28 protein-coding genes and 1 pseudogene are annotated in these 25,095 nt (G+C 62.2%); 8 read left to right on the top strand and 21 right to left on the bottom strand.

Features of this window, described 5'->3' with window-relative positions:
- Positions 1–2 precede the first annotated feature (2 nt).
- From ACYG9Z_RS24260 to ACYG9Z_RS24235, 6 genes are all read right to left on the bottom strand, one after another.
- Positions 3–704, bottom strand: coding sequence for a hypothetical protein (locus tag ACYG9Z_RS24260; protein ID WP_023739173.1), 702 nt, complete (start codon positions 702–704; stop codon positions 3–5).
- Positions 705–955: 251 nt separating this feature from the next.
- Positions 956–3,436: a phage tail protein gene (locus ACYG9Z_RS24255; protein WP_023753148.1), complete on the bottom strand. Its 2,481-nt coding sequence runs from the start codon at positions 3,434–3,436 to the stop codon at positions 956–958.
- Positions 3,433–4,035 (bottom strand): phage connector family protein, encoded by a 603-nt coding sequence (locus tag ACYG9Z_RS24250; RefSeq protein ID WP_023753149.1) that lies wholly within the window; start codon positions 4,033–4,035, stop codon positions 3,433–3,435. The genes ACYG9Z_RS24255 and ACYG9Z_RS24250 overlap by 4 nt, the downstream gene beginning before the upstream one ends.
- Positions 4,036–4,303: 268 nt before the next feature.
- The gene (locus ACYG9Z_RS24245; protein ID WP_023753150.1) at positions 4,304–5,293 is read right to left on the bottom strand and encodes a hypothetical protein; all 990 of its coding nucleotides are present in this window, start codon (positions 5,291–5,293) and stop codon (positions 4,304–4,306) included.
- Positions 5,294–5,338: 45 nt separating this feature from the next.
- Positions 5,339–6,250, bottom strand: coding sequence for a hypothetical protein (locus ACYG9Z_RS24240; protein ID WP_023753151.1), 912 nt, complete (start codon positions 6,248–6,250; stop codon positions 5,339–5,341).
- 246 nt (positions 6,251–6,496) lie between these two features.
- Entirely contained in the window at positions 6,497–7,069 is a 573-nt protein-coding gene (locus ACYG9Z_RS24235; protein ID WP_023753152.1) for a hypothetical protein, read from the bottom strand.
- Between the two features lie 259 nt (positions 7,070–7,328).
- Between ACYG9Z_RS24235 and ACYG9Z_RS24230 the strand changes: the two genes are divergently transcribed.
- Positions 7,329–7,646 carry a YMGG-like glycine zipper-containing protein gene (locus tag ACYG9Z_RS24230; protein WP_023735878.1) on the top strand — a complete coding sequence of 106 codons (318 nt, stop codon included), beginning with the start codon at positions 7,329–7,331 and terminating at the stop codon, positions 7,644–7,646.
- 567 nt (positions 7,647–8,213) lie between these two features.
- Here ACYG9Z_RS24230 and ACYG9Z_RS24225 read toward each other — a convergent pair.
- From ACYG9Z_RS24225 to ACYG9Z_RS24195, 7 genes and pseudogenes are all read right to left on the bottom strand, one after another.
- Positions 8,214–8,975: a phosphoribosyltransferase gene (locus ACYG9Z_RS24225; RefSeq protein ID WP_023739166.1), complete on the bottom strand. Its 762-nt coding sequence runs from the start codon at positions 8,973–8,975 to the stop codon at positions 8,214–8,216.
- Positions 8,976–9,107: 132 nt separating this feature from the next.
- Positions 9,108–9,236 (bottom strand): annotated as a pseudogene (locus ACYG9Z_RS24220) (IS1595 family transposase); the annotation flags it as partial.
- A 269-nt stretch (positions 9,237–9,505) separates the two neighbouring features.
- Positions 9,506–9,826, bottom strand: coding sequence for a Bbp19 family protein (locus ACYG9Z_RS24215; protein ID WP_031194382.1), 321 nt, complete (start codon positions 9,824–9,826; stop codon positions 9,506–9,508).
- Complete coding sequence (locus ACYG9Z_RS24210; RefSeq protein WP_460222855.1) at positions 9,823–11,616, bottom strand: portal protein; 1,794 nt, start codon at positions 11,614–11,616, stop codon at positions 9,823–9,825. The genes ACYG9Z_RS24215 and ACYG9Z_RS24210 overlap by 4 nt, the downstream gene beginning before the upstream one ends.
- 211 nt (positions 11,617–11,827) lie before the next feature.
- Complete coding sequence (locus tag ACYG9Z_RS24205; protein ID WP_031244286.1) at positions 11,828–13,015, bottom strand: acyltransferase family protein; 1,188 nt, start codon at positions 13,013–13,015, stop codon at positions 11,828–11,830.
- Between the two features lie 311 nt (positions 13,016–13,326).
- The gene (locus tag ACYG9Z_RS24200) at positions 13,327–13,452 is read right to left on the bottom strand and encodes a hypothetical protein (RefSeq protein ID WP_023693734.1); all 126 of its coding nucleotides are present in this window, start codon (positions 13,450–13,452) and stop codon (positions 13,327–13,329) included.
- Positions 13,453–13,462: 10 nt separating this feature from the next.
- Positions 13,463–13,990 carry a hypothetical protein gene (locus ACYG9Z_RS24195; RefSeq protein WP_023693735.1) on the bottom strand — a complete coding sequence of 176 codons (528 nt, stop codon included), beginning with the start codon at positions 13,988–13,990 and terminating at the stop codon, positions 13,463–13,465.
- Positions 13,991–14,138: 148 nt separating this feature from the next.
- On the opposite strand from ACYG9Z_RS24195, the gene ACYG9Z_RS24190 reads away from it, so the two are divergent.
- Positions 14,139–14,558 carry a hypothetical protein gene (locus ACYG9Z_RS24190; RefSeq protein ID WP_156929835.1) on the top strand — a complete coding sequence of 140 codons (420 nt, stop codon included), beginning with the start codon at positions 14,139–14,141 and terminating at the stop codon, positions 14,556–14,558.
- An 87-nt stretch (positions 14,559–14,645) separates the two neighbouring features.
- Here ACYG9Z_RS24190 and ACYG9Z_RS24185 read toward each other — a convergent pair whose 3' ends face one another.
- The 3 genes from ACYG9Z_RS24185 to ACYG9Z_RS24175 all read right to left on the bottom strand — a co-directional run bounded on the left by ACYG9Z_RS24185 (position 14,646) and on the right by ACYG9Z_RS24175 (position 17,064).
- On the bottom strand, positions 14,646–15,251 hold the full coding sequence (locus ACYG9Z_RS24185; protein WP_156931624.1) for a hypothetical protein: 606 nt from the start codon (positions 15,249–15,251) through the stop codon (positions 14,646–14,648).
- 138 nt (positions 15,252–15,389) lie between these two features.
- Entirely contained in the window at positions 15,390–16,145 is a 756-nt protein-coding gene (locus ACYG9Z_RS24180) for a phage terminase large subunit family protein (RefSeq protein ID WP_023753158.1), read from the bottom strand.
- A gap of 373 nt (positions 16,146–16,518) precedes the next feature.
- On the bottom strand, positions 16,519–17,064 hold the full coding sequence (locus tag ACYG9Z_RS24175; RefSeq protein ID WP_023734733.1) for a hypothetical protein: 546 nt from the start codon (positions 17,062–17,064) through the stop codon (positions 16,519–16,521).
- Between the two features lie 139 nt (positions 17,065–17,203).
- Here ACYG9Z_RS24175 and ACYG9Z_RS24170 point away from each other — a divergent pair, with 139 nt between their 5' ends.
- The gene (locus ACYG9Z_RS24170; RefSeq protein ID WP_023753159.1) at positions 17,204–18,091 is read left to right on the top strand and encodes a HEAT repeat domain-containing protein; all 888 of its coding nucleotides are present in this window, start codon (positions 17,204–17,206) and stop codon (positions 18,089–18,091) included.
- 332 nt (positions 18,092–18,423) lie between these two features.
- On the opposite strand, the gene ACYG9Z_RS24165 is transcribed toward ACYG9Z_RS24170, so the two are convergent.
- From ACYG9Z_RS24165 to ACYG9Z_RS24155, 3 genes are read right to left on the bottom strand one after another with little or no spacing between them, the layout of a single operon-like run.
- On the bottom strand, positions 18,424–19,134 hold the full coding sequence (locus ACYG9Z_RS24165; protein ID WP_023753160.1) for a terminase large subunit domain-containing protein: 711 nt from the start codon (positions 19,132–19,134) through the stop codon (positions 18,424–18,426).
- The gene (locus ACYG9Z_RS24160; protein WP_023747786.1) at positions 19,061–19,444 is read right to left on the bottom strand and encodes a hypothetical protein; all 384 of its coding nucleotides are present in this window, start codon (positions 19,442–19,444) and stop codon (positions 19,061–19,063) included. The genes ACYG9Z_RS24165 and ACYG9Z_RS24160 overlap by 74 nt, the downstream gene beginning before the upstream one ends.
- On the bottom strand, positions 19,437–19,877 hold the full coding sequence (locus ACYG9Z_RS24155) for a hypothetical protein (protein ID WP_023753161.1): 441 nt from the start codon (positions 19,875–19,877) through the stop codon (positions 19,437–19,439). Before ACYG9Z_RS24155 ends, ACYG9Z_RS24160 begins: the two co-directional genes overlap by 8 nt.
- A gap of 471 nt (positions 19,878–20,348) precedes the next feature.
- Between ACYG9Z_RS24155 and ACYG9Z_RS24150 the strand changes: the two genes are divergently transcribed.
- Positions 20,349–21,332 carry an IS1595 family transposase gene (locus tag ACYG9Z_RS24150; protein WP_023753162.1) on the top strand — a complete coding sequence of 328 codons (984 nt, stop codon included), beginning with the start codon at positions 20,349–20,351 and terminating at the stop codon, positions 21,330–21,332.
- Positions 21,333–21,521: 189 nt separating this feature from the next.
- Positions 21,522–21,713: a YegP family protein gene (locus tag ACYG9Z_RS24145; protein WP_031244290.1), complete on the top strand. Its 192-nt coding sequence runs from the start codon at positions 21,522–21,524 to the stop codon at positions 21,711–21,713.
- Here the strand turns inward: ACYG9Z_RS24145 and ACYG9Z_RS24140 are convergent.
- Together ACYG9Z_RS24140 and ACYG9Z_RS24135 are read right to left on the bottom strand one after the other, a co-directional pair.
- Positions 21,710–22,117, bottom strand: coding sequence for a hypothetical protein (locus tag ACYG9Z_RS24140; protein WP_023753163.1), 408 nt, complete (start codon positions 22,115–22,117; stop codon positions 21,710–21,712). The genes ACYG9Z_RS24145 and ACYG9Z_RS24140 overlap by 4 nt on opposite strands.
- Entirely contained in the window at positions 22,114–22,485 is a 372-nt protein-coding gene (locus ACYG9Z_RS24135; protein WP_023753164.1) for a hypothetical protein, read from the bottom strand. Before ACYG9Z_RS24135 ends, ACYG9Z_RS24140 begins: the two co-directional genes overlap by 4 nt.
- 63 nt (positions 22,486–22,548) lie before the next feature.
- On the opposite strand from ACYG9Z_RS24135, the gene ACYG9Z_RS24130 reads away from it, so the two are divergent.
- From ACYG9Z_RS24130 to ACYG9Z_RS24120, 3 genes are all read left to right on the top strand, one after another.
- The gene (locus ACYG9Z_RS24130) at positions 22,549–23,316 is read left to right on the top strand and encodes a hypothetical protein (RefSeq protein ID WP_031244292.1); all 768 of its coding nucleotides are present in this window, start codon (positions 22,549–22,551) and stop codon (positions 23,314–23,316) included.
- Positions 23,317–23,581: 265 nt separating this feature from the next.
- Positions 23,582–24,397 carry a class I SAM-dependent methyltransferase gene (locus tag ACYG9Z_RS24125; protein WP_023715171.1) on the top strand — a complete coding sequence of 272 codons (816 nt, stop codon included), beginning with the start codon at positions 23,582–23,584 and terminating at the stop codon, positions 24,395–24,397.
- Between the two features lie 248 nt (positions 24,398–24,645).
- Positions 24,646–25,089: a Ros/MucR family transcriptional regulator gene (locus ACYG9Z_RS24120; RefSeq protein WP_023671447.1), complete on the top strand. Its 444-nt coding sequence runs from the start codon at positions 24,646–24,648 to the stop codon at positions 25,087–25,089.
- Positions 25,090–25,095 lie beyond the last annotated feature (6 nt).

The following is a 25,095-nucleotide window of genomic DNA, read 5'->3' as shown; positions in this document are numbered from 1 at the left end:
GGTCAGCCTCGTTCGCCCAGGGGTTTGATTGCAGGAATGGGTTTTCTCGCGGGAATGGGTTTGATTGCGGGAATGAACTTGCTTTTGACGCCGGCGACCGGCGCGCCAAGCTGCGGGCGCGGGTCGAGTGGACCGCCGGCAGCGAGCAGGGACAAAAGCAGCCGGTCGACCTGCAGCCCGGCGCGGCTGAGGCGAGCGGGTGCGGCTGCCCGTGCGCCGGCCATGGCGGCGCGGCGGGCAGCGGTGAGGTTTATCTTCAGCTCGGCGACGCTGGCGGCGTCGAACAGGCCATTGGCGGTGGCGATGGCACGGACGAGCGCATCGGCCTCGAACAGTTCCTGGCGCAGCAGCTCGACCAGCCGGGCAGCGTTGCGCCAGCGCTCGGTCAGGGTGGCGGCTTTGGCCGCAATCTCGTCGCCAAGAGCGGCAATGTCGGCGCGGGCTTCGCTCTCGGCGGCGTCGATGCGGCGCGTGTCGGCGACGCAGATGGTTTTTTCCAGCAAGGTGATGACGTCGTTGCAGGCATCGAGCGCGGCGCGCGCCGCGGCCAGGTCGCCGTCGCCAAAGACGGCCCGGTCCTCGGCCTGCTCCAGCGCGCGCCTGCGGACGACGGCGTCGTTAATGTCGGTGTCGAGCAAGGCGATGACGGCCGCGAAATCGGCAGCCGTCCGCGCCTTGCCGAGGGTCTCGGCATGGGGGGTCATTGGGGTGGGTTCCTTGGTGGGAATGGTGCGAGAATGGTGACGTCGGCGGGACAGCACCCCCCTCTGTCCTGCCGGACATCTCCCCCGCATGGGGGGAGATTGGCAGCTCGAGCAGGCTCGCCAGTCTTGCTACGTCAGCGATTAGCGAAGGCAAAGATGCCGTTGATCTCCCCCCTTGCGGGGGAGATGGCCGGCAGGCCAGAGGGGGGTGGGCGGGAGCTCGGCGTTGACTATTGCCGCATCAAATTTTTCTACGGCTCGGCGTCGAATACCGGCGTAAACGCCCGGATCGTGCAGGGCGTCGGGTTGAGGTGGCGGATGCGGACCCTGCCCTGCCCTTCCCAGCTGTCGTCGACCGGTACATCGACATTGCCGGTGTAGAGTTTCGCATTGCCGTCGGGTGCGACGATGCTCGGCATGCGCACGCTCTCCCAGCGGCCGCGGAGGAAGGACTGCACCTGCAGCCCGGTGGTGTCGGTCTCGAGCAGCGACAGGATGACTTTCGCCACCTTCTTGCGGCGGCCGATGACGGAACCGTCCTGGCCGCCGACGTCGAGTTCCAGCGTGTTGGCCTCGGACTGGAAGGGCAGCCCGACCTGCCACTTCCCAGCTGTGGCGCCGGCGGGCAGCGCCACCTGGCCGGAGGCAACCGGCAGGCCGCGATAGACCTTGCCGCCGGCCAGCACGTCGACCAGTTGGCCGTTGAGATGGCCGAGCCCGGAGACGACGTTGACGGGTGCACCCGAATAGGTCAGTCCGCAATCGACCTGAAAGGCATCCTCCAGCATGCCGTATTCGAATGGCGTGGTCATGATTTCGATGTAGCGCCTGGTCACCCCGCCAATGGTGCGCTTGACGATCAGCCAGATGTCGTCGACGCCGTTCTGGCCAGGCGTCACCACGGCGCTTTCAACGACCGCCCAAGTGGGTTGACCGGGGGCGGATCCAGCGAAGCTGCCGCCGAAGCGATGGCGGTGCATGCCGCGCACCTCCTGGCTCGGCTGGTGGGTGTAGCCGCCAAGTTCGCCATTTTCGAGCGGAAACCACAGCATCGGGTCGGGGTCGGTCTGGAAGGCGAGTTCGACCACGCCTTGCTTGGGGATATGTTCCGAGATCTGGCCGATGTCATCGGAGGTGAATCTGGCTGTAGAACTCTGCGTCAGCTCGGCGATCGATTTGCGCGAGCGGGTGACATAGAGGAAGGACTGCCCGGCATCGACCGGGCGGATGCGGGCGCAGCCAAAGGTGCGCGAACGGCGGTTCTTGAACGAGGACGGGGTGAGTGCCTCGTCGATGCCGGAGCCGGACAGTGCCCTGATACCGCCCGACGTGCCGATCAGCAGCGCACCATCGGAATCGGCGATCCAGACGATGTCGTTGGCCTGGCCGCCGCCGGCCTGGACGAATTCCAGCGCGTCGTCATCTTCCTCGCCGAGCGCGAAATTATCGAAGTCGCCGGTCGCCGATGCATAGACCGAGAATTTTCGACTGAAGGCCAACCGCTCCTCATAGAGCGAGCCCGCCTCGACATATTTTCCGGGCACGAAGGTGCCAAGCCGCCAGCGACTGATCGGACTGAGATCCGGCAAGGCATGGCCATACAGACGAACGGTAACGACTGTCGCGCTCGTGCGCGCTGCAATCTTGGCCCAGCGCCACCGCCCATCCGAACCGAGCAGCCGGATGGCGCGGCCAATATCCGATGTCTGGAACCCGGTATCATCGTTGATGCCGATGACCGATGACGCCGTCAGATTGAACGGCGTCATCAGGTCGCCGTCCTCGTTCGGCGCCCATTCGGCGAGGTCGGTTCTGGTACTGTCAGAGCCGCCGCCACCGTCCATGTCCATGCGCAGATATTCAAAGGCGGCCTTGTTGAAGAATTCGAAGAACCGACGCTCGGAGTTACCCCAGCCTATCTGGCCAATCCGCGAGTCGATGGTTGTCCATGTCGATCCGTCGTTCGAGCCCTGGATTTCCCATTGCGTCGGCATGTTTTCTGCTTCCGACGCGCTGTTCATGGCTTGCACCCAGTAGGCGTTGCAAACCTTCTGCGCTCCGCTCGCCTGCCGATATTGGACCCAGCCATTGGTGCCGGCACCGATCTCCGCACCTGTTCTGCTGTCCTTGTCGAAAATCGCCCACGCCGACGCGGAACCGTTGCTGGCCAAAGCCGTTCCGGCCGGAGCCGTCAAGCCTGTCATCTTCGGCACGTACGAGCCGTAACTGGCCGGCGTCATCGTGGTGCCGGTCGTGTTGATTGGATCGTAAGGGCCGTCGAGGAACTCGTAACCTGCCAGCGTCCATGTCGTGTGGGCGGTGCGGGTCAGCACTTTGGGCGCATAGTTCTTGTGGGTGATCCACATCTGGTCGGCTGACTGGACATAGGCGAGGTCGAACAAATCGGCCTCCAGATAGGGCGAGGCCACCTCGACCGTGCCGACGCGGGCGCCATAGGCATAGACGCGGATATAGAGGTCGCCGAACTCCAGGCAGTAGGCCTGCTCGGAGGAGAAGATGAAGGGGATGGCGCGCGTCTTCCTGGCCGAATTCTTCACCTCGTTGACGAAATAGCTGCCGCCGCGGGCGCGGATACCGCCATGCGGCAACGTGACGAAGTTCTCACATTTGGACAGCGCCGCACGATAGAGATCGAGTGAGGCGCGCGCGTGCAGGCGCGGGCTGATTTCGCCACGGGTGAAAACGTCCTGGATAGGGTAGAGCGCGGTCATCGGGCAGACACCCTGAAGTCGCCGCGCTGCTGCGCCCAGGATGAGGTGTAGAGCCGGCCGCCGCGCTGGATGGCGTTGGCGGCAAAGGCCGCGTCCAGCGCCCGGTCATAGGCGGAGCGGGCGATGTCGATCATGCCCGCCTTGTGCGTCAAGGGATGCGCGATCTTGATGGCAAGGGCGGAGACCAGCACTTCGGTGAACAGCGCGTCCCAGTCGTTCGGGTCGGTAAGGTTGGCGATGTAACGGATGATCAATGGACCGGACCGGCCGCAATAGATCAGCCCGGCTTCCTGGCGCCAGGAGATCGGTACGCCGTCCGGCTCGCCATTTGCGGTCAGCGGCAGCGGCCGCAGGCAATCGGCGGGCAGTTCATAGGCGAAGTTCAAGGTGCAATTGCCGCTGCCGGTGTCGGCGCCGGCGACGCTGGCGGCAAGGATGGCGAACACCCAGACGTGCCTGGCGAGTTCGGCTTCCCGCGTCAGGTCGAAATGCAGGTTGAGCAGGCGCGCCGCCTTGACGTCCTGGTCGAGACTGTCGATCGGCGCCTCGTCGAGGACGGCGAGCGCCATATTGGCGATGTCGAGCGGGGTGATGGCCATGGATCAGCGCCTCGTGGATGGTGGTTGATTGGGCAGGGGCATATGGCGGAGCGCCAATCTCCCCCCTTGCGGGGGAGATGGCCGGCAGGCCAGAGGGGGGTGCTGTCCCGCCGACCTGACGTAATTTGGAGAAGCGGTTGTGGGTTGAAGGGGGTTGAAAGGGACCGGAAGTTGGCGATCCTTCACACCCCCCTCTGTCCTGCCGGACATCTCCCCCGCAAGGGGGGAGATCAGCAGTTTCGGCGACCCGCTGGCCGGACGAAAGGTACTACGCCTCGGTCGTCTTCAGCGCGATGAAGGTCATGTTCTTGACGCTGGACGCCGTGCGGTCCCAGTTCGCCGCCAGCGCGAGCTCGGCGTCGGTGGCGAACTCGCCGGCCGAAGACGCGTCGAGGAAGCGGGTGCCGGGCACGTGCGGGACGAAGTGCCTGCGGCCGACCATCTCGGTGACGCCGCCGCCATGGCCCTGGCGCGGCTTGCGGTCGAACTCCAGCGGGCCGCCTTCCGTGTTGACCGGAAGCTCGTTCCACAGGATCGCCTTGTCCTTGAACATGAAGGCGGTGTAGACGCCGGCCGCGACCGGAATGTCGTCATCGACCACGCAACGCAGCCCCATGTAGTAGGGGATGAGCGGCCCGCCCTGCTCTGACGACGGAACATAGTCGATGAGATCGGCGAGCTTCAGTGCCTTCATCTGCTTGGAGTGCATCCAGATCGTCTTGAACTTGTCCGCGCGGTCGCCCATCAGATAGGCGGCCTCGATGATGTCGGTGTCGACGATGGAGGCGCCGGTGAGGCGCACCAGGTCGCTGCCGTCGTTGGCGATGTTGTCGGCCACGACCCCTTTCAGGATGCCGAGCAGGGTCAGCTTGTTGGCGCGCTGCCAGTACTCGGTCTGGCGCTTGACGATCAGCTTCTGCGGATCGTCGCCGGCCAGGATCGAGGTCAGGTCCGGAACGCCCCAGGCCTGGGCGCGAACATTGCGGGCGGCGACCTCGCGGCGGGCGCCGATCTTCTTCATCTCGATGGAATCGGCCGGATCGTCATTGACGGGTTCCGACGGATCGTTGCCGAGATCCTTCCAGCCGGGCATGTCGACGGAACGGCCGCCCATCGACAGCTTGGCGGTGGTGGCCGGGTCGTTGAACAGGATGCCAGCCTGGAAGATTTCCAGCGACTGGACATGCTCCTCGAACGAGTACTGGGCATAAACGGACGGAACGATCGCGTCCGCGATACGGGTATAGGCGTCTGCCATTTTTCACTTCCTTTGAGGTTTAATGTGGCGGCAAGCTTTGGAGGACTAAAGGGGATTGTTGGGCATCCAGAGGTCCGGGTTTTCACCGGCCTCGCGTGCCAGCCGCCGGGCGCGGGCGGGGTCGCTTTTGACAAGGGCTGAAATCGCCGAAATGTTGCGGTCACCGGCGGCGTTGCGCTTGAACGGATTGCCGCCGCTCAAAGCCGCGCCGCCGTCGATCGTGTCTTCCCTGAACATCGCCTCGCCGACGGCATGGAACGCCTTGGCGATCTGCGGATCGGTCAATGCGCCGTCCGGCAGAAGGATGCCCTTGGCCTTATAGGCGTCGACCAGTCCGAGCTTCTTCATCGCCCGGTTGGCGACCTCCAGCTTCTGGCGAAAGCCATCGCTGTCGGTCGGTCCCCAGTCGCGCACGAGATCGTCATGCGTGGCCTCGACCGAGCGGGCAAGCGCGATGTCCTGGCGCGCGGCCTGTTCGGCCATGTAGCCGACGAAGCGGTCATGATAGGCCTGCGCCACTTTGGGCGTGGCGCCGGCCTCGACTGCCCAGGCCTTGGACGCCTGGGCAAGCTCGTCCGAATAAGCGAAGTTTTCAGGCAGGCCGTCGGGCCGCCTGTACTCGACCTTGTCGGGCGATGTCAGCGGACGCATGGTCTCCGGCAGCCGGGCATGAAATTTCTGCCAGTCTTCCGGGGATGCGTCGGGTGCTGGAACGCGCAGGCTCTCACCCTGCTGCCGCTCCAGTTCCGCATAGGAATTGAAAACCCGATCGAGGTTTTCGGCCTTGGTCCAGCCCTTGGCTTCAGCGAGCTTGCGGTTGCCTTCGGAAAGACCGTCAAACCAACTTTTGGCGCCAAGCGCGGCGGACCCGTTATCCGCGCCTGCCGGTGGCCGTACTGGGTTGCCCGCCGGCTGCGCACGCGCCGCCACGGACCCGGCGTCTGCCAGATCTGTCATGAGTGGATTCCTTTGATTGTTGTTAGAAGGAGCCGGCGGCGAAACTGCCAATCTCCCCACCTGTGGGGGAGATGTCCGGCAGGACAGAGGGGGGCGCGAAGGAACGCCAGCGTTCGGGCACTTCGTCAGCCGAAGCCTCTCCGAATAACGCAAGTGTAAATCGACAGGACAGGCCGGCGGGACAGCGCCCCCCTCTGCCCTGCCGGGCATCTCCCCCACGAGGGGGGAGATTGGCTGTGTCGCCGCCTACGCGTTGTCGCCCCAGTTCTCCCACAGCAGCGTGATCGTGCCCGTCACCGCCAGCGTGCCATCGGCGTCGATATCCGCGCCGGTCGCAAACGCCAGGTTGAGATAGAGGTCGACCGGCGTCACCGTGCCGTCCAGCGTGGCGGCTGCCGCGACATCCGCGGTCGAGGCCGTCGACAGCGCGGCGCCCAGGCCATCCAGTGTGCGGGCCGTCGAAGCCAGCACATTGACCATGGCGCCGGCCAGCGTCGCACTCGATGCCGCCACAGAGCCCAGCGACCAGGTCAGCGCCGCATTGTCGTTGATGGTCGCCGCGCGGGTGGTCAGTACCGCAAATTGCAGTCTGGCCGTGCCGCCCTTGATGCGCACCTTGCCGTCGGCGAAATCGAGCAGTTTCTGGCTGGCATAGGCCAGCGCGTCGGCGACCGGCACCTGCATGCCGGCAAGGGTGAAGACGGTGCGGTACGAGCCGCCCTGCCCCGTGGTGACGGCCTTGAGGCCGAATTTGGGCGGGGCAGATCCGGCCTCGCGGGCGGCGGCGCGCGACAGCGTCCGGGGAAGACCTCGGGTCATTGGTATCTCCATTTCTATTCGGGAAATTGCTGGAAGGACGTTATTCAAAAAGCGCCGGATCAGCGCTGGCGTATCGATTCAACCGAGGCGCTATCGCCCTGTTCGCGCAAGGCGTTTCCGCTTTGGCGACCATCATCTTCAAGGCCTGAGAAACCATGTCGCATTTCGTGAGCCAGCATGCCGCCGTTTGGCCGCAATGCGCCAGCAACTGGCAACCATTCGCTCCAATCCGCGTTTGGGGCTTCAAAGGAGTTCCACGATGATCATCAGACAAGCCATTGCCGCCGTGCTCATGACTGCCGCCCTGGCAGGCTGCGCGACCCAGACCGAACAGCAGCAGAGGGCAACCAACGGCGCGCTCATCGGCGGCGGCGTCGGCGCGCTCGCCGGCCAGGCGCTGGGCGGCAACACCAAGAGCACCGTGATCGGCGCCGCCGGCGGCGCCCTGCTCGGCGCCGTTATCGGCCAGTCGACCACGCCGCAGCGCCGCGGCGAACAGCTGTGCCGCTACCAGGACCGCTACGGCCGGATCTACACGGCGCCTTGCGACGACCGGTATTACAATAACGATTATTGAGGAATGGCTCCACCTTCTCCCCGTTCACGGGGAGAAGGTGCCCGAAGGGCGGATGAGGGGCGGCGCCACCATCTGAAAAGCTGGCGTTGCCGAAGCTCAATCCGCGAAATTGCGGTCTTATGTAGCAAACGCACCAACATTCCGACTGCCGCTACCTGGTGGCTTCACATAAAATCCGGGAATGCCAAGAGCTGCCCCCATCGTTCGCTCGACCCGATACGAACACGCGATAAACACGCTTGTGGCGAATCGCGCGGAGGTCGCGCCATTGCGGCGGCAGCCCTGCCGCTTCCGGAAAGGCGAGCTTTACGGATAATCCTGAAGTGCGAGGCGGAAGGCAGCAAGGAGACGGCCCGGCGCATTGTTCAACTGAGGGGCTGGGAGCCGTCGCTAGTCGAGCGGATCAGGCAGTGCGTCAATACCGCGAAGGTGCGGCGAAAGCGGAAGGCCAAGGAGACAGAGCGCGTCGAGAGACGAGTTTAGACGTTAGCGCCCGCTTTGCGTGCCGCTAAGATTCGGGGGTTAACCTTGTGGCCACGCGCGGCGCGGATTTTAAGCGCAGAATCGCTATTCGCCTTTAGCTGCTGCCGCAGCGAGGCGATCTCTGAGTCGTTGAAATGGGCTGGCCCCATCGGAGCTTGGGTTTCTTTTTGGCCAGTCGGCCAGAAATGTTCCTTCACTCTCTGTAAGACACCGAATGTCATGGCCAATTTCCTCTATCCAGAGGGACGAAATGTCCACAGAATAAGTCGACTTAAGCACATCAACCGTATTCCCAGCAATGGGAAAACGACAGTGTAGGCCGTCATTGGTTGATAAAGCTGTAACTGCCGCGATGGTTCCACCCTTCGAAAGGATGTAGTTCCGCAGCGTCGCCAACGTGCCGCCAAGGGTACAATTGTCGTCGGCCAGGACATAGGTGCAATCTTGTCGCACCTCTCCCGCGAAGGCTGGTTGCCACAAAAACCGTGGGAACCGCTTCAATTTCGTGCGACCCGGACGCGCCGTTTCGATGATCTGGTCATCGATGGGGCAGTCCATTTCTTGGGCGAGATATGCGGCGTAGGCAAATGGAAGCGCATTTGTCGGGCGAAGGGCATTTCCTCCTTCGTCCATATCGTGAGGATCATATTCCGGGTGAGGAATCACTATCCGAGCGGGTTTCTTCTTGGCGAGAACAAGATCAATTATCTGCTCAACCACAGTCTGACGCACGCATTGGTCGACCAAATCAGCGGCGGCGCTTTCGTCAAACTGCTTCTTGGCGCGCTCGTATATCTCTGTCCCTCTAGCCGCCTCCTTTGCCGATTTTTTATAGGTTCCCTTCAACTCGCTCCATCGACAGTGCGAAAGAATGAGCTGTGGGTCATCTGCCTGCCAAGGTAGACGGGGATGCCGGCCAATTTTGCTATTCACGCGGGCACATTCAGCAGAATCTCAACAATCGCCTCTTCTGCAATACTATTCCGCTCTTTGCCAGTACCCAGCCCATACGCGGCTAACAGAATGATTGAGCGCACCACCAAGCAATGCGAAGGCATTGCCGCCATTCGACTGGCGACGGTGATCTTCCAGCCATGCGGCGTGATTGGTTGAGGTAGCGGTGCGAAACGAGCAATGGTCGAGGAAGGGATGAAAAAGAATGATCCCGGCCGGATCTAAAGGCCAGAAACGGCCAGCCGAGGGGATCGGCATGCCGTCTGCGACATGTGCATTTGTGGCCAGGTCCGGAGGCATATCCCGAAATATTGCCTGGAGCAGCTGCAATCACGGCAAACGCTAGCGGGACAGCGCCCCCCCTCTGTCCTGCCGGACATCTCCCCCACACGGGGGGAGATTGGCAGCTTTGCGGATGCCGCCTACCCTTCCGCCCGTGCCGCCTTCTCCAGCGCAGCCAGCTGCGTCTCGTCCAGCGTCAGAAACCCCATTATGTGCTGCACGACTTCTGCCCGCGCGTTGCTGAGCGCGCTGTGCAGTTCGAAGCCGTTGGGCGTCCTCGTCCTGGCCATCCACTCGCCATAGGACGGGCGGCGGTAGTAGCCGACGGTTGCCGCGAGGTCGGCCAGCACCATTTCGCCGTCCTCGCCGGAGAACACCCTGAGATAGGCCTTGGTCAGCGCGTCGCGCGCCTTGGCGGGGCCGCCGGCCTGACTGGCGCGGGCGAAGCGTTTGGCGCTCATGCGCCCTGCCCCGGCGCGGCCGGAACGGCCGTCGCCTTCCCGCCAGCGCCCGGCGCGGCCGGCACGGCCGTCGCTTGCCCGCCGGCGCCCGCCTGCAGCATCAATGCATCGAGTAACCCGCTGTCGCGCGCCTGCACCGCTGCCGGCACCGCGTCCTTGGCGACCTTGCCGGCGGAGGCGATCGCCGCCATGCCGGCCTGTGCCTGTTGGGCCTGTGCTCTTGCTCCACGCAGACCCTCCACCTCCTCCTTGCGCCGAAAGATGCGCTGCGGGCTGCGGCCGGCGCTCTGCACGATCTTCAGCGCCTCGTCGCCGTCGATATTGTCCATGATGCCGGGATCGAACTGCGCCATCTGCATGGCCGTCGTCACCACCTGGATGGTGTCGCGCGCTTCGGCCGAGCGCCTGAGCACATCGAGCGGGCCGGTGAAGGTCGGCCGCACCGACTTGCCGGCGAGGCTTTCCGGCGGCGCGAAGCGGCTGTCCTCGTCATAGAGGCCCTTGTCTTCCAAAATGCCGAGCTCGCGGTCGAGATTGCTGGCAAACCCGGCCTGGATGATCGAGCCCGAGGGGCCGAGCAGCGCGCCCTTTTCCTCCTGGCGGATTAGCGCCTCCGTCGCCGTCATCTGCGGGTTCTGCACCAGCGTCTGGAACAAATTGACGAACATCATGTCGCGGATTTCCTCCGCCCGGCTCGCCGCATAGTTGAAGGCATAGGTCGGGTTCTGTCCGGTCGCGATCGGCTGGATCAGCGGCCTTCCATTGTCGTCGATGAGGCCGGGATAATTCTCACCGGGGTTGAGCACCGGGACATAATCGAGCCTGGCCTTGGACGCGGTTGCCGGATCGGTGATCTGCTGCAGGGCGCGCAGGCCCGAGCGGCGCACCGCGTTTTCCTCGCGCACCGTCGTCAGCGCCTCGATGGTCGGCGAGATACCATAGGGATCGCCCTCGTAGCGGCGCCAGTTGAATGTCGACACCGGGAAGGAGCGGAAACCGCTTTCCCTGACGATCTCCTCCTCGTCCTCGATGACGTGATAGGAGGCGAATGCCGTGTCGAGATACTGGTAGTCGCCGGAAAGCCGGTACATCTTGCGCTCGTCGCGCGGCTGGATGCACTGGATCAGCGAGATTTTCGTCTCGCATTTGGCGGGATCGTCGACCAGCATCTTGATCCGCGCCGGCATTTTTTCGTAGCCGAGCAGCTGCGCCGCCTGTCTTGCCGTGCGCTCGTAGCGGCGGTGGAAAATGTCGACCTGGCCCCAGCGGTTGCGGTCGAGATAGCCCTCGACCACGGGGATCGAGGCATAGCGGATCAGCGTGCCGCCAAAGCCTTCCTCGGCATAGAGATAGGCCGGGCCATAGCGCACGACATTGCGCAGGCAGGCCTGCGTGGCCGGCACGAAATTGGAGTTGGCGGAATAGCGCAGCGCAAACAGGAAGTCGCGCAAGCCCTCCGCCCATTCCTTCTCCTCATCGGTCTCCTCGTCGTTCATTTCTGCGGTGGTCAGCCCGTGCCATTTTTCCGACTGCGGGATGATCAGGCTTTCGAGCCCGGCGGCGAGGCGATTGGCGGCCGAGTTGATGGTGTTGGCATAGACGCGGGCACCGCGCCGCTCCTGCCGCTCGGCCTGCGAATCCGGTCCGCCGCTCCTGCGGCCGCTCCAGACATCGGGCGCATCGGGATCGCAAAATTCCGCCACCTGCTCCCACACCGCCTCGTACTGAGAGCGCTCGGTCTCGAGCTCGGATTGGCGAGACAGGATATCGCGGGCACGGGAATCGGTCATGAGGGGGCTCGCTGGGTAGGATGTGAATGGACGGCGAAGCAGCTAATCTCCCGCCTTGAGGGGGAGATGGCTGGCAGGCCAGAAGGTCGTCTCGCGTAGAGCGCTAGCGTCATCTGTCGGTGTTGGGAGGTCGCGTCCGGTCGCACCGACCCCCTCTGTCGCCTTCGGCGACATCTCCCCCTCGAGGGGGGAGATCGGCAGAGTCAGCCGACTACGCGCTGCGCTTGATGCCCTCGAGCACCGGCGCAGTTTTCCGGCCAAAGCGCTGGACGACGAAGCGGCCCGCCTTCTGGCCGGGGACCTCGATCAAAGTGTAGGTGATCCAGGACAGCAACGTCACCGTCGGCAGCACAACGGCAACGACGATGGCGAAGCGCAGCGGCGCCGACAATTGGTGGCCGAACTCACTGATGACGAACGCCGCGACGGGCTGCAGCACCAGCAGATGGATCAGGTAGATGCTGAAGGAAAGCTCGCCCATCAGGTGGAAGAACCGGTTGCTGAGCGTCACGGCGATCGCTCGCGCCAGCGTTCCCGCCCTTCCAGGCAGCATGCGGTAGAGAACCAAGGCAAAGAAGCCCGCCACCAGCGCTTCGCGCACCAGGAGCTTGCCCAGCCCCTGGTCGCCGCCAAAGGGCAGCGCCGCCAGCAGCAGCGCCAGTGCCAAGTACAGGATAGATCGCGGCTGGCTCTGATGCACGACTCCGGCCAGCAGCATCCCGCACAGGAATATCTGTATCTTGAGCGGCAGAAAGGACGGCATCGGAAAATGGATCGACAACAGCCGCATCGCAAATACAATGACGCAGCCGGCCGCCGCGACCACAAGGGCGCTCCTGATCCAGTCCAGCTTGCGCACCAGCAGCATGACGGCCGGGAACATGGCATAGAACTGCATCTCCAGCCCCAGGCTCCAGTCAGGCAGCGGCGTGCGATAGGCGAGGTTCGGCACCAGCCCAAACAGGAAGGTGAGATGAGCGACGATGTTTTTCAGGCTGCCGTCGAGGTAGCGTTCCGGCGCCTGGTGCGATCTGGAGAGGAACTCGTCGATGATGATCCTGCAATCGTAGAGATAGGGGCCAAGCGCCAGCGCCAGGAAAAGCATGACATAGAACAGCGGCGCGATCCTGAAATAGCGGCGCGTCCAGAATTTCAGCCAGGTTTCCGGTCTTTGCCAAGGCTCCTTTTCCTGGCGCAGCTGATAGTGGAACACCATCAGGAAGCCGGACAGCATGATGAACAGGCCGACGCCGAGATCCGGCTCGCCGACGATCGGAACTTGCCAGCCGGTCAAAAGCATGCAGTGCCCGACCAGCACCCAGATCGCCGCAAGCGCGCGAAGCCCGTCCAGGCATTCGATGCGCGACGACTTGATGACGCTGGTTTCGTAGCTAGCCATGTTGCACTGCAGCATGGCGCCTGAGGAGCGATTGTCAAGCCGCTGAGAGATGACGAATTGCTACACCCTCCCCCTTGTGGGGAGGGTCGGCGAGTTCGCTTTGCAAAGCAAAGCGAGGGAGACGGGGTTGGGGTGCAGCGCAGACCCCACCCCGCAGGCTGAACCGCACGTACCGTGCGGCTCAGCCTACGACCCTCCCCACAAGGGGGAGGGTAAGATGCGTCACCGCCTTCTCACCAGCCTGGCATGCCGTCGCCAGTACCACCACGCCAGCACGCGCTTGCTGAAACTGCGTTTCATCGCGGTCATGGTCATACCCCCAGCAGAACGCGGCGCTGGCCGGTGAGGTTGCCGGGCGCGAGGTCGGTTTTCACCGTCGCCGCCGTGCCCTGGCGCTGTTCGAGTTCAGTCCGCAGGGCGGCCTCGCGCGCCTGCACGTCCTTGTCTTCAATGGTCGGGGTCGGTGGCAGCGGCTTCAGCGCCGGCGGCTTTTGAAAGAGACACATGGTTCCAGCCTTCTCTTGTCCAGTCGTAGAGGAAAAAATCTTCGCCGTTGCGGCCATATCCAGGCAACCGGCAGCGTTGGGTGGCGCCGAGCCGGCCGAGCCAGCGCAGAGCCAGTTCGTTGGCGGCGAGCGCCCGCGCCTCGACCCGCCACGCGCCCCGCGCCGCGACCTGCGGCCCCAGCACAGCATGAAAATGCGCGGTAATCCCAGGCACACAGCGCTTCATGCGGCGCGTGCCCCAGCTCCAGGCGATCCACAGCCCGCCGCGCTGTTCGGCAGCGCCAAAGCCGGCCTCCGGATTGCCGTCTAGCTCGGCAACATAGGCAAAGCCCTGCAGCGCGGTGACCGCCAGCAGGGCCGGCGACCAATGGTCAAGCTGGCAGTCGATCTCGGCCCGGTCCTCGGCACGCAGATTGGCGGCGATGTAGGAGAGATCGCGCAGCGTGGCGGGAATGATGCGGACGGCCATGGATATCCCATCCCGCGCGAGGCAGCGTTGCGAAGACCCTCGGAATCCTGCCATCAAAGGCGTCGGAAGATGACGTCGATGCTTTCGCAGCGCTTGCCACAACCATAACAGGGCTATAACGTTCCAAATACAACCATAGGAGGTATCGTTGCGATCGCTCATTCTCGCCGCGATGGCGGTGTTTGCGTTGCCATTTGGCGCGGCTCAGTCGGACGACGTGGATAAGACGGACACTCTGTGGCAAAGCTGCCCAAAGGGCGTGCTCTTCAAGGAACTCGAGTCGGGGATTGTCGTGACCGTCATCAGACAAGGTTCCGGTAAAGCCGCCTTCACGGCGGATAAGAAGCTTTTGCAGCCGGCCACGGCGGCGGAGCTGGTGACGAAAGAGGGCGACCACGGATTTATCAGTGGTCCGATGCCTTCCTATATGTTTGCGGTAGGTCCGGATACAGTCAAGAACTTCAATTGGAGGTCCGCTGAAACTTACCCAGATGCATTCTATACCGTTCGGGACGATGAAGGCGTCGAACCACTACTAAATTTTGTTGATGTTGGCTGCGCGCCGTAGCTGAACGGATGATGATTGTTTTCACAATAAAGGACACCGCCTAATAAAGAGGTGGCCCTTTCTGAGCGGCACCGATATGGATCTATTTTACGGCCAAGCTGAATAGTAGTCCTCTGGTAGTGGAACATCGAGGCCGCGCCGGCGAGCGGCGTTAAAAGCCACAGTGTCGTTGGGATTGCTTTGAGCGATGGCGTCAAGGTCGGCGCGCTGGACCCCGGACCATTGGTTCTGTTCATAATCCTTGCGCCGCTGGAGCTGCCGCTGCGCCATGCGCACCGCGCCTGCCATGCGCATCGCCTCCTTCTGCTTGGCAAAGTTGGCGCGTTGGCTTTCGGGCATGCTCGGCAAGACCTCGCCGAACATCTTGTCGAACAGACCGGGCTTCACCGCTCGGCCGTCATACGGGTCCAGCTGGCCGTACATGGCCTCGTGCATGCCCGCGCCGTCGGCCGGCGCCTTCGCCGCCAGCTCGTCTTCGGCCAACGCGATCCGGCCGTTGAATTGGCGGCGTGCGATCTCGGCGTCGAAGGCCTCCTGTCGCTCTGTCATCTTCCGGTAGTGCTCGGCCAGTGCGGAAAGCTCGTCGCCAAAACCCTGCATGGCGCCGCCGATGGGCGACCCTTGCGGATACTGCACTGCGTTCCCCGTATCGAGCCGTCGCCGACCAACGGAGAGTGGGATGATGTGTACCATTGTTGGCTGCTCCCTGGCTTTGAACAAAGGCGCGCAGCGCTGGCGACCACAGCAGGGCCGGACCACACGCGTTCGCCCGCCCGCCTCGCGGGCTTTGTCGGATCGAAGACTCTTGGAAAGATCGAGGGCGCTTGCCCCTCACCGAAACGCCCCCAGCGGATCACTCTGCCCGGTCGTCCGCCTCGCGCTCTTGAACTCCGCGGGATCAACCACCGCTTCCCGCAGCATCATCACGCCATAGCGCGTCGCGGCCATCAAATCGTCGCGCAGTTTCACCACCTTGCCGTCCTTGCGATGGTAAAGCCGAAATTCCTCGAACCAGGGCAGCAGCGACGAGAACACCTTGAAGCGGCCGGACTGCATGCGGTCGAGCATCTCCATCAGCCCGGCCTCGACCGAGACCGAGCCGTCGGCGAAGCGGGCGTGGCCCGACAGCATGTTCAGCCCATGCGCGGAATATTGTCTGGCAAGTGCGGTGCCCGCCCCTTCCAGCGTCTCGCGGCGGCCGTCGCGCGGCCAGGCCCAGGGCAGCCACTCGCCCCACGGCTTCAGGGCCAGTACCTGCATGGCCGGCGTCTGCTGCGAGGCCCGCGCCGCCTTGGAGATATAGACGACATCGGCCTCCGTATCCCAGGCCAGCTCGACCGCGGCCGACGGATGGTCCCAGCCGAAATCGAGGGCGCCGATCCGCGGCCAGTAGCGCGGCAGCCGGAACGGCTCGCAGGCAATCAGCTCCTCCGCAATCGGAAAGATGCGGCCGGAGCCCAGCACCGGAATGCCCTTGGCCCTCGCTTCGCGCTCATGTTCGGGATAGGCGGCGATGATCGCGGCACGCTCGTCCGGCGAATAGTGTTCGACGTCGTCTATGGTCATGAAGGTGACGTGACGGGTCATGCAAGCATGCTCCAATAGAGTGTGGCCATTGATACCAGCGCTCATCAATGCGAAGCTGACCCAAGACTTGGGGGAACACATGATTCGGATTGCAATCGTTGTCGGCATTGCCGCCAGTGCATCGGCATGCACCAGCCAGGCGAATGTTCCTTACGATACTAGTAAAAAAATCTGCAGAACCCGTACCGATCCAGGAACAGGGTTCAAACGCGAGGTCTGCGTCCCCGACACTCCCAATCAATCCTGTATGCTCTATATATATCAGTATACCGGTCGAGAGAAAATATTGTGCGGCCCATTAACGCGCAAATCGCCAACCGCCGAAGGTCGTGCCAGGCAACTTGCCGGCACCAAATACCCCTGATTCGACTTATCAACTGGGTTTGATGCGGATCACCTTTGGCGCCTGCGCATCCATGAACATGTAGCACCTGCCAAGCAGCGCCTTTTTGCCGAGCTCATCGAACACATTCTGCCCCAGCGGCGTGATCAGCACCTCGCCCGTAGCCAGCCCATCCTGGTGGCGGGCCTCGATCTCTTGCCAATGCGCATTCGCAACGTCGGAAAGCACGACATTGAAGGCTGGATGATTGTAGCTGACCAGCACGTTGCCATCATCCATGTCAGACGGCTTCATGTCCGGGTGATAGTTGTAAATCATGGCAAGCGTCTGGATGGCGGCCATGGCTGCCGCCTCATCGGACAGGCCGGCTTCCGTCAGCACGCAGGTGCCGTTTTCAAGGATGGCAAAGTCACGGCCTCTGTCGAAGTAATAGCCGAACCGTTCCTCGATGCGATCGATGGGTTGTGAAAACGAGGGTCGCCATTTGGGCACCTGGGGCTTTGACACCTCAGCACCACCCGCCGGCGACACGACAAGCGACGACAAACCGCCTGTCAATACCTGCCGCCTGTTCATGGACTTGGTTCCTCGACAACCTGGCCACCAGTCTAGTCGCGGTTCGCAATTCCGCAACGCGCCGAAACGGGAAAGCTTCGCTCTCATCTTTTCCTTTATCGCTTTATGCGGTAGGTCTTGCCGTGCATCGGCGACATCGATGCGTCTGGGCTGGTGCATTCTGCGCGGCCTGTACTCTACGCGGGTGGGACAGCCACTCTTTGCCATGACAGATCTATTCGAGGCGATGCGCCTGTCCGCCGAGGACAGCGAGGTTGCTCATCTTTTTTTCAGCGAAGGCGGTAAGATCCTGCTGCCACTCGGCAAATCGACAAATGCCATGACAGGTCAGGAGATGCTGGAGCGGCTGCTGTCGTCCCCGCATGATGACGATGGCGCGCTTGCCAACGACCTTCTCGGCGAGCTCGGCAAGACGGTGCCGTTGGAAAGCCTTCGTCTCCTGCTGACATCTGCCAATGCTGAGACGCGAGCGGCGGGTGCGTTTATTGCCACCTTTCAAAACCAGAACATAAGTTCGATGGTGGGTGAGCTGGCCGCGCTGCTTGGGGACAGCAACCCGCGCACGCGCTTCGATGCCGTGGAGTCTATCTTGCGATGCAGTACGCGGAACGATGGTCAGCATCTCGCGCAGGCGTTGTTTGCCCTTGATGATTATCACGATGGTGTACGCATGGGAGCCGTCAAATTTGTGCGCTTTGCAAAAGACTGGCAGTTAAAGCTTGCGCGTCAGCACGCCGCGTTGCTCAGGCCGCAAACGCCGTTTTCGGCGATCGCCGATATCTCCGGGCAATGGCGAGATGATGCATCAGGCATGATCCGTGCGATGCTCGACCATTCAGAGCCGGTAGTGCGACGTTACGGCCTGGGGCTGGCCAGCCGGGCGAGGTTGGTCGTTGTTGACGCGTTCGTCGAATGGGCGCAGGCGTCCGCCGATACTGAAATCAGCAAACTGGCAACCGATTGCATCGAGCACAACCAGATATCGCACCACGCCGTATGGCAATCATCATTGCCGGCAATCGCCTGAGGCGCCGCTGATCTCGGGGTCAAGATAGCGACGTGACAGGACGTAGAGCCTGCCGAACTGATTCAAAGTAATGTCGTATGATGTTGTCGCGCACGATATTTGCGCCGGGCGTGGCGGTTCTTACCTTCTCCCCTTGTGGGGTGAGAAGCGGTCCGCGTGGCGGACGAAAAGCCAATTGCTTGGCTTTTCGAGCTTCGAACGCCCTGAGCCTGCGAAGGGCCGGGTGGTGGCCGATCCAACCCGCCGGGTCCCCGCTGCTCCGCAGCGTCCCGGCGTTCGCCGGCCTTTCGTCGTGCCACTGGCACGACGAATTCGCTTCGCGAACCAGCTGCTCACCCCACAAGGGGGGAAGGGAGAACCTCCTGCGCCGTCAAGAACCGCAACACCACGTCGCTCATGCCCAGCAGCGGCGTGAACGTCACGATGGTGATGCCGCCGGTGGCGTTGGTGCGGGTCAGGCCTTCGGAATAGATATCGAGCGGCGGCTCCTCGTCGAACCAGACGCCATGCAGGGTTTCGCCCTGCCACTTTTCGCGGCCCTTCTCATAGCTCTTGAACGAAAGCACCGATTCATCGGCCTGCACGTCGCCGCCGCCGCCCCAGCGCACCACGATGCTGTCGAGCGCGCCCGGGGCGCCGCGGCCCATGGTCGTGTGCAAAATGGCGTTGGCCGGGATCATGCCGGTGCCCCATGCCGCCTGCTGCTGCGGCGGGCCGACCAGCACGCGCTGCGGGTTGTCGCGCGTGCCCTCGCCCGTCACGCCGGCAGCCCATAGCCTGACGGGGGTGTCGAAGGTCTTGCCCTGCCACCACGCGGGGTAGCGGCCGGTGAGATGCATGGCCCATTCGGCGCCGCCGGCCTTGGTCTTGCCGAGCTGGTTGCCGGCCATGAACAGACGTTCCCGGTTCTGCGCGCCGGCGGCGTGAAACTGCGCCTGCCTGGGATAAGGCCGGTAGGCGGCAAGCTGGTTAGTCCTGCGCCTGCGGTCCAGCTCCTGCAGCAGCGCCAGATAGTGGCGGCGCGCCTTCAGGCTGGTCGCCAAACGGCCCGAGGACGGCTTCGAGGCCGCGGATGCGGCGGCGGATCTCGTCATCGCTCAGGGCTTCCAGGTCAGATGAAACATGCAAATCCTTGGCCAGATCCTTGGGCAGCACCGATTGCACGATCTTCAGATACTGGTCGGGCTTGTCGGCCCGGACCGCGGCAATGACGCCGGCGCCATGGGCGCGGAAATCGGCGCGAACCGCGTCGAGGAAATCATCGCCAAGCGTCTTCTTCGTCCGCTTCGGCTTGGCAGCGGCGGCAGTCGCCTTGCGGCCAGGACGAGAACGCGGCGCCGTCCGGTCAGCCATGATCCGAGATCCCGGCGGGCTCGGCGGTCGCTGCCTGCTTCGCCTGCTTTGCCGACCTTGCCCGCTTGATCTTGCCGGACTTGATCTTGCCGGACTTGATCTTGCCGGACTTGCGCCGTGCCGATTTTGCCCTTGACCGTTTTGGGGCGGCCTTGCGGGCTGCATCAGCGGCCGGCGCGTGGCGCTTTCCGGCAGACGGGGCTTTCAGGCTTGCCCTGGCGATCGCCCTTGCGTCGTGCGCGCCGCGCGGAAAGCCGAAGCCGCCGATGGCATCGACGGGACCGCCGCGAACCATGCCGATCAGCACGCCCGGCACGACCGGCTCGATACGGCCGATGCGCGCCTGCGGGGCAGCGCCCTCGAACACGCCAATGGCGCTGACGACCTCGCGGCCGTCATCGTCGGTGATGATGGTGGCATAGCGGTTGGACAAGGGAGGCCTCGCGGATAAGGCAGAATGAACCGAGGATAGCGTTCCTTCACGCCCCCCTCTGTCCTGCCGGACATCTCCCCCTCAAGGGGGGAGATTGGCAGCTCCAGGGTCGCGACCAATTTGCAGCGCTGACGATTGGCGAAAGCAAGGCGGCAGTCCGATCTCCCCCCCGTGTGGGGGTTGAGGAGTGGTCCGCGCAGCGGACGGAAAGCCAATTGCTTGGCTTTCCGAACGACGAACGTCCGGCAGGCCAGAGGGGGGGGTGCTGTCCCGCCGACATCCGATATCCGCACGTTGTGGGCATCAGAACACAAAACCCGCCTTGTGGGCGGGTCGCTGGCGCAAATCAGCACCATGGGTAAATCATAGCAAAGCTGCCCTCACCCGTCAAGGCAAATAAGAAATAATTCCTAATTATATACTTGACGTACCAGACGGATTTTGTGATAACGAATCCAAGGAGTTACCGCAATGTTCGATCTGACCAACGCCATTTACCACGACGCCGACAAGGCCCGCGAGCATTTGGAGGCTATCCATTGGCCCCACGGCCCGTTCTGCCCTCATTGCGGCAATGCCAATCCTGAGCGCATTACCAAACTGGCGGGCAAGTCCACGCGCCCCGGCGTCTACAAGTGCAACGAATGCCGCGCGCCGTTCTCTGTCACGGTCGGCACTGTATTCGAGCGTTCCAAGATCGGCCTGCACAAGTGGGTGCTGGCTTCGCATCTGTATGCCTCATCCAAGAAAGGCATGTCCGCTCACCAGCTACACCGTATGCTCGGCGTCACCTACAAGACCGCTTGGTTTATGGCGCACCGCATTCGCGAAGCCATGAAGGAAGACGTTAAGTCCGCCGGTCCGCTGGGCGGCGAAGGCAAGACCGTTGAAGCCGACGAGACCTATATCGGCCAGCGCGAGACGCCGCGCGTTTCAGAGCAGCGCAAGGGTCGCCCCTTCACCAAGAAGGGCAAGGGCGGCGGCGCGCATAAGCGCATTGTCGTCGGTCTGGTCGAGCGCGGCGGTAAAGCCCGCATGTTCCATTTGAACGACGCCACGGCCTCCATCGTGCGCGATGTGCTGGTCCGCAACGTGTCTCGCGATACAACGCTCTATACCGACTCGTCGCGCCTCTACACGCGCACTGGCGAGGAATACGCTTCGCATAAGACGACCAATCATGCCGCCGGCGAATACGTGCGCTACGAAGGCGAAGAGACGATCCACTCCAATACGATTGAAGGCGTGTTTTCCGTGTTCAAGCGCGGCATGGTCGGCGTCTATCAGCATTGCGGCGAAGCCCACTTGCACCGCTACCTTGCCGAGTTCGATTTCCGCTACAATCGCCGCACGGCGTTGAAAGTCTCGGATGCAGAGCGCGCCGAAGATTTGCTTCGCATGGCCCGCGACAAGCGCCTTACCTATCGGCGGATTGGTGAAGCCAGTCACGCCTAAGCAGAAGGCACGAAAGCTGATGTGCAAGAATCAGAAACGTCTTCGATAAGCTCCCCCACTAGAATAGCCTGCCTCATACTTGACAATTGGTCGGCGGCGGCGTCCGCTGACTGTGCAAGGATGTGGGATACATATTCTTTCCCATCGTGCGTAAATGAAAGGCCATACGGCCGAAGCGGAGAGCGTTCCATGGCTGATGTCACCTATCCATGTTACTGGCAGAAAGAAGACAAAAGTGGGGATTGGTATTGGATTTATTACGCGAAAAACGGCGAGGAAATTGCGCGCAGCAGTGAAAGCTACGTCAACCGATCGGATTGCACTCACAGTATATCGCTTGTGAAGGGCTCTAAGGACGACAAGATCTTTTACACTGACTAGGAAGCCACAACCAACCAAACCAATGAAATGGATCCAGCGAGGATGACCAATTGTTTGGCGTAGAAACAGACAGTCCTTGCCAATCGGGAAAACGTCTTCTCGCCGTAGAGCTGGTCAGGTCGCTTCTTGGCATCCTCTATGGACCAGTTGGCGAACATGTACTGTAAATAATCCAGAACGATGGCAAGGACGCCCAGAGCTCCTATGGTCATAAAAAGACATCCGTGTCCGCTCTTGATACTGGTGGCAAAAGCGCCCTCATCCGTCTTAATTCCATAGAAAACCGCCAGCAGGCCAAAGCCGACCAACCGGCAGGCGTCGCTAATCCGGCCCGTAACAGCCTTCCCGTCCTCTATAAGTTTCGCGCGATTTTTCTGGTAATCCTCGTCGGAGATATCCGTCACTTAGCAGGCTCCTTTGGCGCCATTGGGCCACCATCGTCAGTGCCGTCGCCTGTTATCTTTTCTAGCTTGAACGCATCTTCAAAGCCGGAATAAGCGACGGGAGGCTTCACCAAGCGGTAGGCGCTTCCGTCGCCACAGTTGACGAGGCTCTTGTCTTTCAGAAGCACCCAATAGGCTTCATTGGGGCAGTCGGCGGGCCGCGCTTCAAACGTCCCCAAGACAGAACTCATCATGCCAGTGTCGTAGTCGAGAATTTTCGGGGCCGCGCCGCCTTTTGGCGGTATGTACAGCGCGTTGAAACTCGTTTCTGCCGCCAAGGACGGGCAAACAATCCCGCACACCAATACACCCGCCAACCAAATGCGCATGTCACCCCCTATGTATGTGTAACATAGAAGCACGATGGCGCGGCAGTTGCGAATCAGTTCTGCTTGGGTGACTTGGACGAGGCTGTCTTCGCCGCCTTTGTTGCTGAAGACTGTTTCTTCTCAGACTTTTCGTGGGGCGTTGGAGGCGTCTTCAACAGGCGGCGCAAAACCTCGTCGCCCTTCTCCTGGTCTTTGTCTTTTGGATCTTCCATCGTCATGCCCAATCCCTGGGAACTCCCGTTGCCGCTAACCGCCGACACCGACGATTCCCGCGTCTTTGAATGGCTGGGGCGCGCAATCAATGAGTGGGAGCGGATCGAATTTTCGTTGTCAACACTCTACAGCTTCTTCGTCGGTGACACGACCCTAGGGTCCATAAAAGGGTATGGCGAAGGTCGAATTTTCCGCGAAAGAGCGGACATCTTGAAGCGCGCTGCCGAAAGATGGTTTGTCCAGAACTCGCACCAAGAATTCGAGGGGGAATTCAATCGTCTTATGACGGCGGTCACCGGCTTCTCTGACCGCCGCAATGAGTTCGCGCACGGAATAGTCATGGAAGTCAGTAGGTTTACTTTTTGGCGAGCCCGCTTGCCTCTAGCGAGCCCGTCCAGTCTCTGGTTCCTAATCATTCCACCCGTGCAAGTCGCAAGAAAGCAGGATGACAAGGGAATGCCAGCCTACGGGTATTCAAGTTACGAACTTCTCATCCTAACCGAACGCCTTGGCGATATGCTTGTAGAACTCCACATGTTCAACGGGCGTCTATGGCCGAAGGATTGGCCGCCAGCTGCAACGCGGAAAGCACTCGGCATACCATCTCACGGGAAGTGAACGGCGCGACATCAAAGTCGCGTTCTAGTACCTTCGCACCTTCCATGATGTCGCGCGCCGTCAGTCCTTCGGGCACCCAAACACCGCGCCCGTCATACGCTTCAATAGTACCGGCCTGTCGCGACTCAGTAGACATTTTCGTTCCTGGTACGTCAAGTATATAATTAGGAAATAATTCCTACTCCGGTCAAAGCCGCGTCTTGGCGCGGCCGCGCATTGCGCAAGGGCAGCATCGATGGGATGCTGCGTCTCGTCGGAGAGCGCAATGAGCGATGTGACCAGTCACTATGGCAGCGGCGGCATCGTCGAGCGCATCCTGGCGGCTGTGCCGGATGCCAAGGCCGGCAGCCTCGCAGCCAGACAACTCTATCCGTTCGACCAGCTTCATGGCCGCGAGCTGATCGCCACGCAGGACCATGCCGCGCGTCTTGCGCCCTCCGCCGGCGATCGGGTTCTGGACATCGGCAGCGGCATTGGCGGCCCGGCCCGGTTCCTTGCCGAGACCTATGGTTGCAGCGTCGACGGCGTCGACCTGACGCAGGCGTTCGTCGAAGCATCCCGCCGATTGACGGAGCTCTGCGGCCTAGGCGACAAAGTGCGTTTCCATGAGGCCGATGCGACAAGGCTGCCTTTTGCGGACGACACATTCGACGCGGCAATCTGCTTCTATGTCGGCATGAATATCGCTGACAAGGCGGCGGTCATCGGGCAAGCGTGGCGCGTGCTGAAGCCGAAAGCCAGGCTTGTCTGGACCGAGGCGGTGCTGGCGGACGGCGAGCCCTACTATCCCTTGCCTTGGGCGGTGTCGTCGGCGGCCAGTCATCTTGTCGACGGCGAGACCCTGAGGGCTGTGTTTGCTTCAGCCGGATTCCGGGTCGACGATGTCATCGACGAAACCGGCGATCACGTCGAGCTGGCGTTGAAACGGGCAAATTCCGGCATCGTGCCCTCGCCCGCCCAGCAGCAGGCCAATGAGATCGTGCTCGGCGCCGAGTTCGTGCATCGGCGAAAAAACTACATAAGCAGCCTGAGCGAGGGAAAACTCGCGTCACTGGCCGTCATCGCTTCCAAGCCGGCCTGAAAAACAAAACCCGCCTCGGCAGCGGGTCGGCGGCGCAAATCAGCACCATGGGCAAATCATAGCATAGCTGCCCTCACCGGTCAAGATATGTCAGGAAAGAATTCCTACATCGGTGTCGATCGGAGACTCGGCGATGCTAGCGCTACCACATCCGGCGTCAAGTCATATGCATATGTTCTAAAGTGCCATGCCGTCGGCGGATGTTGTCTGATAATTTGCCCTTTGGCATCAAGGGGGCAAAAGAAGCCATGTCTGAGGACAAAATCCGAAATATAAATCTGACCGCCGACATCGTCGCGGCATTCGTGCGCAACAATTCAGTGCCTCCGGATAGCCTGCCGGCGTTGATCGAGAGCGTCAATGCAGCGCTCGCGGCCGTGGACAATCCCGTTGCTCCGCCGCAACCCGCGCCTGAGCCCGCGGTCAACCGCAAGCGCTCGGTAACGCCGAATTTCATTTACTGCCTCGAGGATGGCAAGAAGTTCAGGTCGCTGCGGCGTCATCTCGGCTCCGCCCATGGCATGACGCCGGAAGCCTATCGCGCCAAATGGGACCTGCCCGGTGACTATCCGATGACGGCGCCCAGCTACGCCGCCAAGCGCTCGGAGCTGGCAAAGGAGTTCGGGCTCGGCATCAGGACACCCGAGGCCCCGGCCGCCAAGGCGCCGGCCAAGAGCAAGACCAAGGCGTAAAGGCAC

The sequence above is a fragment of the Mesorhizobium sp. RSR380A genome (assembly GCF_054719385.1).
Note: the sequence above shows the minus strand (reverse complement) of the source record. Positions and strands in the feature narration are given on the sequence as shown.

Coding starts and splice junctions, on each gene's coding strand:
- ACYG9Z_RS24260 (WP_023739173.1), bottom strand. CDS start 704: ATGACCCCCCATGCCGAGACCCTCGGCAAGGCGCGGACGGCTGCCGAT.
- ACYG9Z_RS24255 (WP_023753148.1), bottom strand. CDS start 3,436: ATGACCGCGCTCTACCCTATCCAGGACGTTTTCACCCGTGGCGAAATC.
- ACYG9Z_RS24250 (WP_023753149.1), bottom strand. CDS start 4,035: ATGGCCATCACCCCGCTCGACATCGCCAATATGGCGCTCGCCGTCCTC.
- ACYG9Z_RS24245 (WP_023753150.1), bottom strand. CDS start 5,293: ATGGCAGACGCCTATACCCGTATCGCGGACGCGATCGTTCCGTCCGTT.
- ACYG9Z_RS24240 (WP_023753151.1), bottom strand. CDS start 6,250: ATGACAGATCTGGCAGACGCCGGGTCCGTGGCGGCGCGTGCGCAGCCG.
- ACYG9Z_RS24235 (WP_023753152.1), bottom strand. CDS start 7,069: ATGACCCGAGGTCTTCCCCGGACGCTGTCGCGCGCCGCCGCCCGCGAG.
- ACYG9Z_RS24230 (WP_023735878.1), top strand. CDS start 7,329: ATGATCATCAGACAAGCCATTGCCGCCGTGCTCATGACTGCCGCCCTG.
- ACYG9Z_RS24215 (WP_031194382.1), bottom strand. CDS start 9,826: ATGAGCGCCAAACGCTTCGCCCGCGCCAGTCAGGCCGGCGGCCCCGCC.
- ACYG9Z_RS24210 (WP_460222855.1), bottom strand. CDS start 11,616: ATGACCGATTCCCGTGCCCGCGATATCCTGTCTCGCCAATCCGAGCTC.
- ACYG9Z_RS24205 (WP_031244286.1), bottom strand. CDS start 13,015: ATGGCTAGCTACGAAACCAGCGTCATCAAGTCGTCGCGCATCGAATGC.
- ACYG9Z_RS24195 (WP_023693735.1), bottom strand. CDS start 13,990: ATGGCCGTCCGCATCATTCCCGCCACGCTGCGCGATCTCTCCTACATC.
- ACYG9Z_RS24185 (WP_156931624.1), bottom strand. CDS start 15,251: ATGGTACACATCATCCCACTCTCCGTTGGTCGGCGACGGCTCGATACG.
- ACYG9Z_RS24180 (WP_023753158.1), bottom strand. CDS start 16,145: ATGACCCGTCACGTCACCTTCATGACCATAGACGACGTCGAACACTAT.
- ACYG9Z_RS24175 (WP_023734733.1), bottom strand. CDS start 17,064: ATGAACAGGCGGCAGGTATTGACAGGCGGTTTGTCGTCGCTTGTCGTG.
- ACYG9Z_RS24170 (WP_023753159.1), top strand. CDS start 17,204: ATGCGTCTGGGCTGGTGCATTCTGCGCGGCCTGTACTCTACGCGGGTG.
- ACYG9Z_RS24160 (WP_023747786.1), bottom strand. CDS start 19,444: ATGGCTGACCGGACGGCGCCGCGTTCTCGTCCTGGCCGCAAGGCGACT.
- ACYG9Z_RS24150 (WP_023753162.1), top strand. CDS start 20,349: ATGTTCGATCTGACCAACGCCATTTACCACGACGCCGACAAGGCCCGC.
- ACYG9Z_RS24145 (WP_031244290.1), top strand. CDS start 21,522: ATGGCTGATGTCACCTATCCATGTTACTGGCAGAAAGAAGACAAAAGT.
- ACYG9Z_RS24135 (WP_023753164.1), bottom strand. CDS start 22,485: ATGCGCATTTGGTTGGCGGGTGTATTGGTGTGCGGGATTGTTTGCCCG.
- ACYG9Z_RS24125 (WP_023715171.1), top strand. CDS start 23,582: ATGAGCGATGTGACCAGTCACTATGGCAGCGGCGGCATCGTCGAGCGC.
- ACYG9Z_RS24120 (WP_023671447.1), top strand. CDS start 24,646: ATGTCTGAGGACAAAATCCGAAATATAAATCTGACCGCCGACATCGTC.